The sequence below is a fragment of the Bacillus sp. COPE52 genome (assembly GCF_003355115.1).
GTDB classification, from domain to species: Bacteria; Bacillota; Bacilli; order Bacillales; family Bacillaceae_G; genus Bacillus_A; species Bacillus_A toyonensis.
The window spans coordinates 5,001,942-5,017,006 of sequence record NZ_CP031292.1 but is presented as its reverse complement, the minus strand read 5'-3'; the positions used below and the strand labels follow the sequence as shown (position 1 = coordinate 5,017,006).

The following is a 15,065-nucleotide window of genomic DNA, read 5'->3' as shown; positions in this document are numbered from 1 at the left end:
GGAATGAACATGCAAGGAAAAGTGAAATGGTTCAATGCAGAAAAGGGATTTGGGTTTATTGAGCGTGAAGATGGTGAGGATGTGTTTGTTCATTTTTCTGCTATTCAACAAGATGGGTATAAGTCATTAGAAGAAGGGCAACAAGTGGAGTTTGATATTGTAGATGGAGCACGTGGGCCACAAGCAGCTAATGTTGTGAAACTGTAGGGATATTGTTTTTGGGAAGAGAAAGCTGCGTTTGTGGCAACGTTATATATATAGTAGAACCTCTTGTTTTTCGCAAGAGGTTTTTGTTATGGGGCGAATTGTCAAAAAGTTGTTTCTTTTCTGTAACGAATTGTCCACAGTTATATTCGTTACTCACGATGTTAATAGGATAAAATAAAGGTAGAAACGATGCATCTTTTCATTTCAACAAAAAACGATAAAAAAATCGCAATTCCACTAATTTTTTTAAAAAAGTTAGAAGGAGTTTTTAAGCCAGTGTCGAAATTATAGTACATAGGCTTGAAAGGAGGAATTCATCTATGAAATTCAACATTCGTGGTGAAAATATTGAAGTAACTCCAGCATTAAAGGAATATGTAGAGAAAAAACTAAGTAAGTTAGAGCGTTATTTTGATACATTCCCAGAGATTAAAGTTAATTTAAAAGTATACTCTGACAAGCAACGTGTCGAGGTAACAATTCCGTTTACTGATTTATTACTTCGTGCAGAAGAAACTAATAGCGATATGTACGCTGCTATCGATTTAGTAGTTGATAAGATTGAGCGACAAATTCGTAAACATAAAACAAAAGTAAATCGTAAGTTACGTGAGAAAGGTTCTGTGAAAACTAACTTTATCCTTCCAGAAGCAGTAGCTGTTCTGGATGAGGTAGAAGAGGATGAATTAGAACTTGTACGTACAAAACGATTCGATTTAAAACCGATGGACGTTGAAGAAGCGATCTTGCAAATGGATATGCTAGGGCATAATTTCTTCGTCTTCACAAATGCTGATACAAATGAAACTAATGTTGTATATGGCCGTAAAGACGGAAAATATGGTTTAATCGAAACTAAATAATAATTCGAAAGCGCAGCCGAAAGAGGCTGCGCTTTTTTTGCTGAAATAGATTTTTAAAAAACTTTTCCTAATTTAGAACGAGACATTCGGCCGATTGTTGTCATAGTTATAAGACAAGTGTTACAATTATCATTAGGTATATACATTTTAGTTTTTTTAATTAGGAGAAAAATTGGCATAACATACATTTGATTTTTATAACGACTGATTGTAATAGAAAAAGAAAAAACAATCGGAAGTTTTATTTTAATAAAAAAGAGGAGCGTATTTCCTATGATCGGTATTTTAAAAAAGGTATTTGATGTAAATCAACGCCAAATTAAACGTATGCAGAAGACAGTTGAGCAAATTGATGCATTAGAATCATCTATTAAGCCACTAACAGATGAACAATTAAAAGGAAAGACGCTTGAGTTTAAAGAACGTCTAACAAAAGGTGAGACAGTAGATGATCTACTTCCTGAAGCTTTTGCGGTTGTTCGCGAAGCTGCGACTCGTGTTCTTGGAATGCGTCCGTATGGCGTGCAGTTAATGGGTGGTATTGCTTTACATGAAGGGAATATCTCTGAGATGAAAACGGGTGAAGGTAAAACGTTAACATCTACATTACCTGTATATTTAAATGCTTTAACAGGAAAAGGTGTTCACGTTGTTACAGTCAATGAATACTTAGCACAACGTGATGCGAGCGAAATGGGACAACTTCATGAGTTCCTTGGCTTAACAGTAGGAATTAACTTAAATAGTATGTCACGCGAAGAGAAGCAAGAGGCTTATGCTGCTGATATTACGTATAGCACAAATAATGAGCTTGGATTCGATTACTTACGTGACAATATGGTTTTATATAGAGAGCAGTGCGTTCAGCGTCCACTTCATTTTGCTATTATCGATGAAGTCGATTCTATTTTAGTCGATGAAGCACGTACGCCGCTTATTATTTCGGGACAAGCTCAAAAATCAACAGAGCTATACATGTTTGCAAATGCATTCGTTCGTACATTAGAAAATGAAAAAGAGTATTCATTCGATGTGAAAACGAAAAATGTAATGTTAACTGAAGATGGTATTACGAAAGCAGAGAAAGCTTTCCATATTGAAAACTTATTTGATTTAAAACATGTTGCACTTCTTCATCATATTAATCAGGCACTTCGTGCGCATGTTGTTATGCACCGTGATACAGACTATGTTGTACAAGAAGGTGAAATCGTAATTGTAGACCAATTCACTGGTCGTCTTATGAAAGGGCGTCGTTATAGCGAAGGTTTACACCAAGCGATTGAAGCAAAAGAAGGCGTAGAAATTCAAAATGAAAGCATGACGCTTGCGACAATTACGTTCCAGAACTACTTCCGTATGTACGAAAAGTTATCTGGTATGACTGGTACAGCGAAAACGGAAGAAGAAGAATTCCGTAATATTTATAATATGAATGTTATCGTAATTCCAACGAACAAAGATATTATTCGTGATGACCGTGCTGATTTAATCTTTAAATCAATGGAAGGTAAATTCAATGCAGTTGTTGAGGATATTGTAAATCGTCATAAACAAGGACAACCTGTACTTGTTGGTACAGTTGCAATTGAAACGTCAGAGCTTATTTCAAAAATGTTAACACGTAAAGGTGTACGCCATAATATTTTAAACGCGAAAAACCATGCGCGTGAAGCAGATATCATTGCAGAAGCTGGTATTAAAGGTGCTGTAACAATTGCGACGAATATGGCTGGTCGTGGTACGGATATTAAATTAGGCGATGATATTAAAAATATCGGTCTAGCGGTTATCGGTACAGAGCGTCACGAAAGTCGTCGTATTGATAATCAGTTACGTGGTCGTGCTGGTCGTCAAGGGGACCCTGGTGTAACGCAGTTCTATTTATCAATGGAAGATGAACTAATGCGCCGCTTCGGCTCTGACAATATGAAAGCGATGATGGATCGTCTTGGTATGGATGATTCACAGCCGATTGAAAGTAAAATGGTTTCTCGTGCAGTAGAATCTGCGCAAAAACGTGTAGAAGGAAATAACTATGATGCACGTAAGCAGTTATTACAATACGATGATGTGCTTCGTCAGCAACGTGAAGTTATTTACAAACAGCGTCAAGAAGTAATGGATTCTGAGAACTTACGTAGTATTATTGAAGGTATGATGAAATCTACAGTAGAACGTGCTGTTGCGCTTCATACACAAGAGGAAATTGAAGAAGATTGGAACATTAAAGGTCTTGTTGACTACTTAAATACAAACCTTCTGCAAGAAGGCGATATAAAAGAAGAAGAATTACGTCGTCTTGCTCCAGAAGAAATGAGCGAGCCGATTATCGCGAAATTAATAGAGCGTTACAACGACAAAGAAAAGCTTATGCCAGAAGAGCAAATGCGTGAGTTCGAAAAAGTTGTTGTATTCCGTGTAGTAGATACGAAATGGACAGAGCATATTGATGCGATGGACCACCTTCGTGAAGGTATTCATTTACGTGCTTACGGTCAAATCGATCCACTTCGTGAGTATCAAATGGAAGGATTCGCAATGTTCGAGTCAATGATTGCTTCTATTGAAGAGGAAATCTCTCGTTACATTATGAAAGCTGAAATTGAACAAAACTTAGAGCGTCAAGAAGTTGTTCAAGGTGAAGCTGTTCATCCATCTAGCGATGGCGAAGAAGCGAAGAAAAAGCCTGTTGTAAAAGGTGATCAAGTGGGCCGTAACGATTTATGCAAATGTGGTAGTGGCAAGAAATATAAAAACTGCTGTGGCATTGTAAGCTAATAAAAACTGCGGCTGTTGAATTCAGCTTGTTTTGCAAATTATAATAAAAAGGATTAAACTCTCTCCCTAATAAGTGGAGAGAGTTTCCCTTGTTTTCATACGAAAGTAATAGCAATTACATAGAGGTGAAGAAAATGGAATTAGTAGAAATTAGACAGGAATTAGAGAAAATGGCTAAGAGATTAGCGGCTTTTAGGGGGTCTCTTTGACCTCCCTACTAAGGAGAAACAAATTGCAGAATTAGAAGAAAAAATGATGGGCGCAGGATTTTGGGATGACCAACAAGGCGCTCAAACTGTAATTAACGAAGCAAATGCGTTAAAAGATATGGTTGGAAAGTTCCGTCAGTTAGACGAGACGTTCGAAAACTTAGAAGTAACGCATGAACTCTTAAAAGAAGAATATGATGAAGATTTACATGAGGAATTAGAATCGGAAGTAAAAGGCTTAATTCAAGAAATGAATGAGTATGAGCTTCAATTACTATTAAGTGATCCTTATGATAAAAATAATGCGATTTTAGAATTACACCCAGGTGCAGGTGGAACAGAGTCACAAGACTGGGGTTCTATGTTATTACGTATGTATACACGCTGGGCTGAAAAACGTGGATTTAAAGTAGAAACAGTTGACTACTTACCAGGTGATGAAGCTGGTATTAAGAGTGTTACTTTATTAATTAAAGGTCATAACGCTTACGGTTATTTAAAAGCAGAGAAAGGTGTACATCGTCTTGTACGTATTTCACCGTTCGATTCTTCAGGCCGTCGTCATACATCATTTGTATCTTGTGAAGTTGTACCTGAGTTCAATGATGAAGTTGAAATTGAAGTGCGTACAGAAGACTTAAAAATTGATACGTACCGTGCAAGTGGAGCTGGTGGACAGCACATTAATACGACAGATTCAGCAGTTCGTATTACGCATACACCGACAAATACGGTTGTAACGTGTCAGTCAGAGCGTTCTCAAATTAAAAACCGTGAGCATGCGATGAAAATGTTAAAAGCAAAATTATATCAAAAGAAATTAGAAGAGCAACAAGCACAATTAGATGAAATCCGCGGGGAACAAAAAGAAATTGGATGGGGCAGCCAAATTCGTTCTTACGTATTCCACCCGTATTCTCTTGTAAAAGACCATCGTACAAATACAGAAGTTGGTAACGTACAAGCAGTTATGGATGGAGAAATTGATCCATTTATTGATGCTTACTTACGTTCTCGCATCTAATAACCAGTGGGGGAATCCCCACTGATTATTAGCTTTAACAAATCTGACTTTTACGGGCAGCCCGACCCTCACCTAACTTCTTTGCTTTTGTTGAATTTTGAGGTAGGGGTCTTACTACCCAGTAAATAGTGGGATAAGAGAAAAAGCCAACAAAATTGTTGGCCCATGCTGAGAAAATAGAGGATATACAACGTTTTATTTATATGGATGAAGTACAGGGGAAGAGAAGTTGGAAACGACAACTTCTCTTTTTGATGGGGTTATATGCAGAATACAATGTTGTATATTGTTTTGTAAAAAGTAGAGAATAGTAAAACAGAGCGGCAATAGAGTAAGATTTTATAAAGAACTTTTTTGATTTGCCTTTTAAAAAGATTCTTTATAGAAGTTTTTACGTTGTTCACAGAATTGAAACAAATTATGGAAGCTTTATTTTATCAGGGTTCTCACTGTATTTTTCAAGAATATGAAATATACCTTAGTTTTTCTATATAAAGATAATGCTTATAATAAAAATGAGTGTGTTAGGAATGAAAAGAATATCAACAATGGGGAGCGATAGAATTGAAAAAGAAATTGTTGGCTATTGCACTAGGTACATCAGTCGTTTTTGCTTTAGGAGCATGTGGAAATAAAGAAGAGAGTAAGCCTTCGAAACAATCTGCAAGCACAGATAGCCCAGAGCAAATTTATCAAAAAAGTTGTATAGGCTGCCATGCGAAAGATTTATCAGGAGCAACTGGACCGGATTTACGAAAAGTAGGGCAGAAATATGATGCAGCAGAGATTGAAAAGATTATTGAAAAAGGTCGCGGTTCAATGTCACCGGGAATTATTCAAGGTGAAGATGCGAAAAAAGTAGCTGAGTGGTTAGCTGAACATAAATAAAAAGAGAAAAATGGGCGAGTTGATTATATAATCTTATCTAAAAATGACTTTGGATAAGAGTTATAACAACTCGTCTCCTTTTTCTGGGATGTAACATAACTGTAACAAAAATGTATCCGAACTGGAAACCGTTTGATGTTACAATGAGGTTTGTAGAATTTTGCTGAAATATATTACATAGAGTAGCGGTGCGAATAAAAAGCATGTAAGTAAGCTGCCTTCAACAAGAATGGTTAAATGAAAATAAAGGATTCCTTTTTATTTTCACATGTACAGAAAAGTATTTCGAAAAAAAAATCATTAAGCATTGGGTGATAAATAATGATAAAAATGACGAATGTTTATAAGGAGTACCCGAATGGTATGAAAGCCGTTGCTGGTCTCACAGTTAACATTAAACAAGGTGAATTCGTATACGTAGTTGGACCGAGTGGAGCCGGAAAATCTACATTTATTAAAATGATGTATCGTGAAGAAAAGCCAACTACAGGATCTATTAATGTAAATGGACTTACTATCGAATCATTGGCAGAAAGAGATGTTCCATATTTCCGTCGTCAATTAGGCGTGATTTTCCAAGATTTTAAATTATTACCTAAATTAACGGTATATGAGAATGTTGCGTTTGCTTTAGAAGTAATTGAAGAAGAACCAGATGCGATTCGTGAGCGTGTTACTGAAGTGTTAGGACTAGTAGGTCTAGATGATCGTGCAGACGCACTTCCAAGTGAACTTTCAGGTGGAGAGCAGCAACGTGTGGCTATTGCAAGAGCGATTGTTAATAGACCAAAGGTTGTAATTGCCGATGAGCCAACTGGTAATTTAGATATTGAAACAGCTCTTGATATTATGAAGATCTTTACGCGCATTAATGAGCGTGGTACAACGATTGTTATGGCGACGCATAATGCAGATATCGTAAATACAATCCGTCATCGTGTAATCGCGATTGAAGGCGGAAAAATTGTTCGAGACGAGATTGAGGGAGGATACGGATATGAAGGCTAAAACCCTTAGTCGACATTTGCGAGAAGGTGTAAAAAATCTATCCCGTAACGGATGGATGACATTTGCTTCTGTAAGTGCAGTAACAGTTACATTATTACTTGTAGGTGTCTTTTTAACAGCGATTATGAATATGAACCATTTTGCTACAAAAGTAGAGCAAGATGTAGAAATTCGTGTACACATTGATCCAGCAGCAAAAGAAGCTGATCAAAAGAAATTAGAAGAAGATATGAGTAAGGTCGCGAAAGTAGATTCTATTAAATACTCTTCTAAAGAAGAAGAATTGAAACGTTTAATTAAAAGTTTAGGCGATAGTGGAAAAACGTTCGAGTTATTTGAGCAAGATAACCCACTGAAAAACGTATTTATTGTAAAAGCGAAAGAGCCAACTGATACAGCACAAATTGCGAAAAAGATTGAAAAAATGCAGTTTGTAAGTAACGTTCAATACGGTAAAGGTCAAGTTGAAAAATTATTTGATACTGTAAAAACAGGACGTAATATCGGGATTGCATTAATTGCAGGTCTTTTATTCACAGCGATGTTCTTAATCTCTAATACAATTAAAATTACAATTTATGCTCGTAGTACTGAGATTGAAATTATGAAACTTGTAGGTGCAACAAACTGGTTTATTCGTTGGCCGTTCTTGCTAGAAGGATTATTCCTAGGAGTATTAGGATCAATTATTCCAATTGGTCTAATTCTAGTTACGTATAATTCACTGCAAAGTGTGTTTAATGAAAAACTTGGCGGAACAATTTTCGAGCTTTTACCATACAGCCCATTCGTATTCCAATTAGCTGGTTTATTAGTGTTAATCGGTGCGTTAATCGGTATGTGGGGAAGTGTAATGTCAATTCGTCGCTTCTTAAAAGTATAAAAAGTTGCAAACATAATTCGTACAAGCTTATCATATAGTAGAAATAGGTAAAGGCATCACACGCTGTGTGATGCCTTTTGCTACACCACCTGTGTGTTTTGGAAAGGGGAATTCCGCATTGAAACGTAGAGTTGCAATTATTGGAATGGTTGTTGCATTTTTAATTGGTGCTGGCGGAATGTTTGCAGGAATGTCTGTATTTGGGGTTAACCCAGCAGAAGTAACGCAAACAATTTCGAGTGGGAACGCTAGCACGACGCAAGGGAATTTGGCAAAAATTAATGAGGCATATGGACTAATTGATTCACGTTATGTGGAAGACGTGAAAGATGACAAGTTAGTTGAAGGTGCAATACAAGGCATGTTGTCTACGCTGAAGGACCCTTATTCCACGTATATGGATAAAGAAACAGCCAAACAGTTTAGTGAATCACTTGATCCCGAGTTAGAGGGGATTGGGGCTGAGGTGAACAAAACAGACGGTAAGCTTATTATCGTATCGCCAATTAAAGGTTCACCAGCAGAAAAGATTGGAATTAAGCCGAATGACCAAATTTTATCTGTAGATGGAAACAGTGTAAAAGACTTATCGCGTGAAGAAGCTGTATTAAAAATTCGTGGTAAAAAGGGAACGACTGTCGCGATTGAAATTAAACGTGCAGGAGTAACTGATCCGATTGTATTCAAAATTAAGCGTGAAAAAATCCCAATCTTCACGGTAGTTAGTTCTGTGAAACAAGAGAATGGAAAAGATATCGGTTATATGCAAATTACTTCTTTTGCTGAAAATACAGCGAAAGAATTTAAGGATCAGTTAAAAGAGTTAGAGAAGAAAAACATAAAAGGTTTAGTTATTGACGTTCGTGGTAATCCTGGTGGCTATTTAAATAGTGTAGAAGATATACTAGGAGAAATTATGACGAACAAAAAGCCGATGCTACAAGTAGAGCAGCGAAATGGTGAGAAAAAGCAAATCTCTACAGAGCTGAAAGAGAGGAAGCCATATCCAATTTCAGTATTGATTGATAAAGGAAGTGCTTCTGCTTCGGAAATTTTAGCTGGCGCATTGAAAGAAGGAGAAGGTTACGATTTAATTGGTGAAACAACATTTGGTAAAGGAACTGTTCAGCAAGCCGTTCCGTTTAAAGATGGCAGTAACATTAAATTAACGATGTTCAAATGGTTAACTCCAGATGGAAACTGGATTCATAAAAAGGGAATCAAGCCAACTGTAGAAGTGAAACAACCAGATTACTACCATGCGACGCCAATTCAAATTGAAAAAACACTTTCATACAATTCAAATGATGTGCAAGTGAAGCATGCGCAAGAGATGCTGAAAAGCTTAGGTTATGTACCGGGTCGTGAAGATGGCTACTTTAGTAAAGAGACAGAATCAGCACTGAAAGCATTCCAAAATGCGAATGAGATGGAAGCGACAGGACAGCTTGATAAAAAGACAGCTGAGGCAATCCAAACTAAAATCATTGAAAAAATCCGTTCTGGAGAAAATGATCTACAATTACAGGCAGCATTAAAATTAATAGCGAAATAAGAAGAAATACAGGCATTTTATTGCCTGTATTTTTTTGTGTTAAACAAACGTTTGTCCAGTTATGATAATATAAAAAGAAAGAATGATATAAATGGTGGTGAATGAGTTCGTGGAGGCATGGCTTTTTGAAATAATGCGGGCAGTTGGACGTTTTTTCTTGCACCCTGCTGTCTATGTATTTTTAATAAGTAGTATCTTCGTTGGATATTTACGTATATTACGAGAACGAAAAGATTTTTCTTTTAAAGTTTATGATATTTGGTTTGAATTGCGAACATCTCTATTTGCAGGGCTTGGATATGGATTAATCGTATCTATTATTACGATTGGGCTTGGACTTGTTGTTTCCAAGGCGAGCTTATGGGCCATTTTACTTTGGACATTATTATTTGGATTAACTGCTATGTATCGATATTTATCGGCAGCTTATACGTTCAGTATCGCAATTGTATGTGTTTTATTATCTTCTAAGCTGCCAGTTTCCTTCTTACAGCTTGGAGAAGGTGAAGAGGGTACGATTGTATCTCTTGCTATTTTACTAGGCATCATGCTTGTTGTGGAGGGCTTATTGATTTCTAAAAACGCGGTGAGATATTCTACACCGAGGATTAGGAAGGGGAAACGTGGGCTCAAGATTGGTTTACACGAATCGAAGCGTTTATGGATCGTGCCGATTTTTATTCTTGTACCAGGTGATGCGGTAACCCAGTTTATTTCATGGTGGCCTGTCGTTTCAATAGGGACAAATACATATTCTCTATTCCTCGTTCCATTTTTAATTGGATTTATGCGAAAGATTAGAAGTTATGAGCCGACGGAAGCTTTACTCTTTACAGGAAGACGTGTTTATGGATTAGCTGGTCTTGTACTTGTTTTAGGGGTCGCGAGTTATTGGTGGCACGTACTTGCTATTATTGCAATGGGTGTCGCAATGCTTGGACGTTTTACGATTTCGATGCAAGAAAAAATTGTAGATGAGACAAGACCGGCATATTTCGCTGCACGCAATGATGGACTTGTTGTGTTAGATACAATTCCAAATACAATTGGGGCCGAGCTGAATTTACTGCCTGGAGAAATAATTACGAAAGTAAATGGAGTCGTTCCAAGGAGTGCCGAAGAATTTTATGATGCGCTTCAAACGAAAACAACAGGAGCTTTTTGTAAATTAGAAGTGGTAGATACAAATGGTGAGCTTCGTCTTGCTCAAACAGCATTATATGCTGGAGGACATCATGAGTTAGGCGTTGTATTTGTTCAGCAAGAGCACGAGTGGGATTCGGAAGCGATGTAATGGAAGTGGGGGTATCACCAATAGGTGATACCTTTTTTGGTCTGAGTGGGGACGGGAGTTAGTACATGAAATTTATATCGGCGATTATCGGAATATATCAGCGCAACTGAAATTATATCGGCGATTATTAAAATATATCGACTTTCTGGCAAAAAACGACAACTATCGCAAACCTTATTTGTAGTTTCATAGTCGAATAACTTGAATAATTATTTGATAATGGTTATCATTTAGGGAGTCTTTTAATTTGGAAAAGGGAGGAAATATATGCTACGTAAATTTTTTTCTTACTATAAACCGTATAAAGGTTTATTTATACTCGATTTTTCTTGCGCGGTTATCGCAGGATTACTGGAACTTGGTTTCCCGCTTATCGTAAATCAATTTATTGATAAGTTATTACCAGGACAAAACTGGACGCTTATTTTATGGGCTTGTTTTGGTTTACTTGCAGTTTATATGTTAAATGCAGGTTTACAATATGTTGTTACCTACTGGGGGCATATGCTAGGAGTTAATATTGAAACAGATATGAGGCAGAAATTATTTGATCACATTCAAAAGCTATCATTCAGATTTTTTGATAATAATAAAACAGGTCATCTAATTTCACGTCTTACGAACGATTTAATGGAAATTGGGGAAATTGCTCACCACGGGCCAGAAGATTTATTCATCGCCGTAATGACTTTAGTTGGGGCATTTTCATTTATGATGATGATTAACTGGAAGTTAGCACTTCTAACATTCTTTGTAATTCCATTCCTATTATGGTTGGCGCTTTACTTCAATAAAAAAATGACGGGTACGTTTAGACGTTTATTCTCAGATGTCGCTGATTTTAATGCATGTATCGAAAATAACGTCGGTGGTATTCGCGTTGTACAAGCATTCGGAAATGAAAAGTTTGAGAAAGACCAATTCGCTGTGAACAACGCTCGTTTCCGTACAACGAAATTAATGGCGTATAAAATTATGGCGCTAAACTCATCCATTAGTTATATGCTCATGCGTCTCGTAACGCTCTTCGTATTAATATGTGGCACATGGTTTGTTCTGCAAGGTGAGTTAACGTATGGTGGATTTATCGGATTCGTCTTATTAACGAATATTTTCTTCCGACCAATTGAGAAAATTAATGCAGTTATTGAAAGTTATCCGAAAGGAATCGCAGGTTTTAAAAGGTATGTAGAACTTCTTGAAACAGAGCCTGATATTGTGGATTCTAAAGATGCGATAGAAGTAAAGCATGTACACGGTGATATTCACTATAACAACATTACGTTCGGATATGAAAATAAAGAACCGATTTTAAATGATATTAGCTTGAAAATACACGCAGGTGAAACAGTTGCGTTCGTTGGGCCATCAGGGGCAGGGAAAACAACGTTATGTAGTTTATTACCACGCTTTTATGAGCAGGAATCTGGGTCAATCCAAATTGATGGCATTGATACGAAAGAGATGACTTTATCGTCACTTCGTAAACAAATTGGAATTGTACAGCAAGATGTATTCTTATTCTCAGGAACGATTCGCGAAAATATCGCTTATGGAAATTTACAGGCTTCAGAGGCTGCAATTTGGCAGGCGGTAAAACGTGCCCAGTTGGAGGATTTAATTTACTCGCAACCAGACGGTTTAGATACAGTTATCGGTGAGCGTGGTGTGAAACTTTCAGGGGGACAGAAGCAGCGTCTAGCAATTGCTCGTATGTTCTTGAAAAACCCGCCAATTTTAATATTAGATGAAGCGACTTCTGCATTAGATACAGAGACGGAACTTGCTATTCAAAAATCACTTGCAGAACTAGCTGTCGGTCGTACAACTTTAATTATTGCTCACAGGCTTGCAACTATTAAAAATGCGGATCGTATCGTCGTTGTAAATAAAGATGGTATTGCAGAACAAGGTTCGCATGAGGAATTAATTGAGCGAGGCGGAGGGTATAGCCGATTATACGAAGCGCAGTTTAGTTCGTAAATATAATTTCTGCTGAATTCGTGCACCATAAGTAAGTGGAAATCTTATATGGGAGGCTATAAAGCATGATTGTAACAACAACATCTACAATTCAAGGGAAAGAAATTATTGAGTATATTGATATCGTGAATGGAGAAGCGATTATGGGTGCGAATATTGTTCGTGACCTTTTCGCATCTGTCCGTGACGTTGTCGGCGGCCGTGCAGGTGCTTATGAAAGTAAATTAAAAGAAGCGCGCGACATCGCAATGGAAGAGATGAAAACATTCGCAAGGCAAAAAAATGCGAATGCCATCGTTGGTATCGACGTGGATTACGAAGTAGTTCGCGAAGGAATGCTAATGGTTGCGGTGAGTGGGACTGCTGTCCGTATATAAAGTGAAACTTTAATCAGTGGGGGGCATCCCGGCTAGTTATGAGCCTTCACCAACTGGGCATTTAATGCCTACAAGTAGCAAGATAAAGTGAAAAGCCGTGCTGGTGCACGGCTTTTTGTTATTGTGATGTCTAATATTATCTTTATGTCGAAGCCACGATATTTCTTGGGAAATGTGGAAGGCCCCGTCGATATATAGGGAAGACATTAGAGCGCTTCTTTACACCGCTGAATTTGAACTAATAATTTTTCATATTCTTGTTCAAGAAATGTGATGTCATCTTGATGATTGGGTATAGAAATCCGGCTGATGATTTCTGTTAATTTCGTTTGTAATCGCAATAATTCTTGTTCAGTAACGTTTACGGAAGCTTGAGTGGTTCTTTTAATGTATTGCTCGTAATTGCCATAGAATATTCTTGGTTCGCTCTCATCTACTTGTAGAATATGGTCTGCAACAGAACGAATAAAGGCACGGTCATGGCTAATGAAGAGTATAGTGCCAGGATACTCTTGTAACATGTTTTCTAATTCTTCCTGTGTTGTTAAATCTAAATAGTTCGTCGGTTCATCGAGCAGGAGCATATTATAGTTTCCTAAAAATACTTTTGCGAGTGCAACCTTCATTCGTTCACCCCCGCTTAGAACGTGCACAGGTTTATGAACATCTTCGCGGCGGAAAAGGAGCCGGGCAAGTATTGTTCGAACGAACGATTCAGTATAGCTCGATTCTTCTAGAACATTTTCTATAATTGTTTTATCTGTGTTTAAAATAGATAGTGTTTGCTCAAAGTATCCGATTTTACAACTCTTCGAAAGCTGGATACCACGCTCGTTTGCGAGAAGCATGTTGAACAAAGTTGTTTTTCCACTTCCATTTGCCCCTAAAATAGCAAGCTTTGCACCGGGGGCAATTGTCCCATTCATATTTTTAAATAGTGTGCGGTCGCCTATTTTCTTTGTTGCTTTATTGAACTGTACTGCCACTTTACTATGAATGGGTGTATGGTATTGCACGTCAAACTGAGCCTGAGAAAGATCTTTTGGCTTTTCTTTCTTTTCTAGTTTTTCGAGACGTGTTTCTAATACTTTGGCTGCTTTGCTGACCTGTTCTTGCCCATGAGCTCCACTTAATTTATAAAGTTTAGATTCAGATGAACTGAACCGAGTTGGGATTTTTGTCATGCTAGAAGCGCGTTGTTTTCTTTGTAAAATGGACTGTTCCAAACGATTTTTTTCTTGTACATATTGCTCGTATTCTGCTTCCTTTTGTATTCTCTCACGTTCTTTTTGCTTTCGATAGTTGGAATAGTTTCCTTTATATTCTTTAATCATCCCGTCTTCAACTTCGATGATTTTTGTACATATTGTATCTAGGAAATCGCGATCATGAGATATTAAAACAAGCGCACCTTTATAAGATGAAAGTGCCTTTTCTAATTGCTCTGTACCGAACATATCTAAGTGGCTTGTTGGTTCATCAGCAAATAGAATGCCTGCCTCTTGTTCAAGGGCATGGGCAATCTTTAGGCGCATTCGTTCGCCGCCGCTCATTGAATTTGCGACGTTTGAAATACTCCATTTTCCTTTTGCAAGAGAAGAAGCGGTTTCCAGTATTGTATCGCTAAGCTGTGGAATGATGGCGATAGAACTATGATGAGTTACTGTCCCTTTGTCAGCTTCTATTTCTTTACTTAATATTTGCAATAACGTAGATTTTCCAGCTCCGTTGACTCCAACGATTCCTATGCGATCGTGTGCGTGAATTTCTAGTGATGGTAACGTAAATATGGTACGGTCACCAAAGCTCTTTTCAATATTACGTGCGAATAAAATAGTCATAAAAAAACCTCCCTAGTTTCACTAGAGAGGATAAACGTCGCCCTTCAATGTAAAAATCGTACATAAATAAACGATTTTTCACATGATCGTCTCGAAAGAAAGTATCGACAAATGGACAGACTAATCCCCTGCTAGTTTTCATCATTTTTGTT

Annotated in this window: 12 protein-coding genes; 11 read left to right on the top strand and 1 reads right to left on the bottom strand. The window is 37.4% G+C overall.

Going from position 1 to position 15,065, the window contains the following annotated elements; translation table 11 throughout:
* Positions 1 to 9: 9 nt before the first annotated feature.
* From cspC to DPQ31_RS25530, 11 genes are all read left to right on the top strand, one after another.
* Positions 10 to 207 carry a cold shock protein CspC gene (gene cspC / locus DPQ31_RS25580; RefSeq protein ID WP_002045823.1) on the top strand — a complete coding sequence of 66 codons (198 nt, stop codon included), beginning with the start codon at positions 10 to 12 and terminating at the stop codon, positions 205 to 207.
* 320 nt (positions 208 to 527) lie between these two features.
* Positions 528 to 1,070, top strand: coding sequence for a ribosome hibernation-promoting factor, HPF/YfiA family (gene hpf, locus DPQ31_RS25575; protein WP_000671188.1), 543 nt, complete (start codon positions 528 to 530; stop codon positions 1,068 to 1,070).
* A gap of 273 nt (positions 1,071 to 1,343) precedes the next feature.
* Positions 1,344 to 3,851, top strand: a complete 2,508-nt coding sequence (gene secA / locus DPQ31_RS25570; RefSeq protein WP_000579396.1) for a preprotein translocase subunit SecA — start codon at positions 1,344 to 1,346, stop codon at positions 3,849 to 3,851.
* 134 nt (positions 3,852 to 3,985) lie between these two features.
* Positions 3,986 to 5,084, top strand: a protein-coding gene (prfB, locus tag DPQ31_RS25565) for a peptide chain release factor 2 (protein WP_096001583.1) whose coding sequence is annotated in 2 segments (ribosomal slippage) — positions 3,986 to 4,057 and positions 4,059 to 5,084 — 1,098 coding nt in all. Because the reading frame shifts where the segments join, the coding sequence is not laid out codon by codon here.
* A 564-nt stretch (positions 5,085 to 5,648) separates the two neighbouring features.
* Positions 5,649 to 5,972 carry a cytochrome c551 gene (gene cccB, locus DPQ31_RS25560; RefSeq protein WP_000727967.1) on the top strand — a complete coding sequence of 108 codons (324 nt, stop codon included), beginning with the start codon at positions 5,649 to 5,651 and terminating at the stop codon, positions 5,970 to 5,972.
* A 321-nt stretch (positions 5,973 to 6,293) separates the two neighbouring features.
* Complete coding sequence (gene ftsE / locus DPQ31_RS25555; RefSeq protein ID WP_000594334.1) at positions 6,294 to 6,980, top strand: cell division ATP-binding protein FtsE; 687 nt, start codon at positions 6,294 to 6,296, stop codon at positions 6,978 to 6,980.
* Positions 6,970 to 7,863: a permease-like cell division protein FtsX gene (gene ftsX / locus DPQ31_RS25550; protein WP_000645031.1), complete on the top strand. Its 894-nt coding sequence runs from the start codon at positions 6,970 to 6,972 to the stop codon at positions 7,861 to 7,863. Before ftsE ends, ftsX begins: the two co-directional genes overlap by 11 nt.
* Positions 7,864 to 7,933: 70 nt before the next feature.
* Positions 7,934 to 9,418 (top strand): S41 family peptidase, encoded by a 1,485-nt coding sequence (locus tag DPQ31_RS25545; protein WP_015001115.1) that lies wholly within the window; start codon positions 7,934 to 7,936, stop codon positions 9,416 to 9,418.
* Between the two features lie 109 nt (positions 9,419 to 9,527).
* A complete protein-coding gene (locus DPQ31_RS25540) occupies positions 9,528 to 10,712 on the top strand; it encodes a PDZ domain-containing protein (RefSeq protein ID WP_016107240.1) in 1,185 nt (394 codons plus the stop codon).
* Between the two features lie 267 nt (positions 10,713 to 10,979).
* Positions 10,980 to 12,695 carry an ABC transporter ATP-binding protein gene (locus tag DPQ31_RS25535; RefSeq protein ID WP_208731182.1) on the top strand — a complete coding sequence of 572 codons (1,716 nt, stop codon included), beginning with the start codon at positions 10,980 to 10,982 and terminating at the stop codon, positions 12,693 to 12,695.
* A gap of 65 nt (positions 12,696 to 12,760) precedes the next feature.
* Positions 12,761 to 13,072 (top strand): heavy metal-binding domain-containing protein, encoded by a 312-nt coding sequence (locus DPQ31_RS25530; RefSeq protein ID WP_000637523.1) that lies wholly within the window; start codon positions 12,761 to 12,763, stop codon positions 13,070 to 13,072.
* 206 nt (positions 13,073 to 13,278) lie between these two features.
* Here DPQ31_RS25530 and abc-f read toward each other — a convergent pair whose 3' ends face one another.
* Positions 13,279 to 14,913: a ribosomal protection-like ABC-F family protein gene (gene abc-f, locus DPQ31_RS25525; protein WP_208731181.1), complete on the bottom strand. Its 1,635-nt coding sequence runs from the start codon at positions 14,911 to 14,913 to the stop codon at positions 13,279 to 13,281.
* Positions 14,914 to 15,065: the final 152 nt, after the last annotated feature.

Coding starts and splice junctions, on each gene's coding strand:
- cspC (WP_002045823.1), top strand. CDS start 10: ATGCAAGGAAAAGTGAAATGGTTCAATGCAGAAAAGGGATTTGGGTTT.
- ftsE (WP_000594334.1), top strand. CDS start 6,294: ATGATAAAAATGACGAATGTTTATAAGGAGTACCCGAATGGTATGAAA.
- hpf (WP_000671188.1), top strand. CDS start 528: ATGAAATTCAACATTCGTGGTGAAAATATTGAAGTAACTCCAGCATTA.
- DPQ31_RS25535 (WP_208731182.1), top strand. CDS start 10,980: ATGCTACGTAAATTTTTTTCTTACTATAAACCGTATAAAGGTTTATTT.
- ftsX (WP_000645031.1), top strand. CDS start 6,970: ATGAAGGCTAAAACCCTTAGTCGACATTTGCGAGAAGGTGTAAAAAAT.
- DPQ31_RS25530 (WP_000637523.1), top strand. CDS start 12,761: ATGATTGTAACAACAACATCTACAATTCAAGGGAAAGAAATTATTGAG.
- DPQ31_RS25545 (WP_015001115.1), top strand. CDS start 7,934: ATGCCTTTTGCTACACCACCTGTGTGTTTTGGAAAGGGGAATTCCGCA.
- secA (WP_000579396.1), top strand. CDS start 1,344: ATGATCGGTATTTTAAAAAAGGTATTTGATGTAAATCAACGCCAAATT.
- abc-f (WP_208731181.1), bottom strand. CDS start 14,913: ATGACTATTTTATTCGCACGTAATATTGAAAAGAGCTTTGGTGACCGT.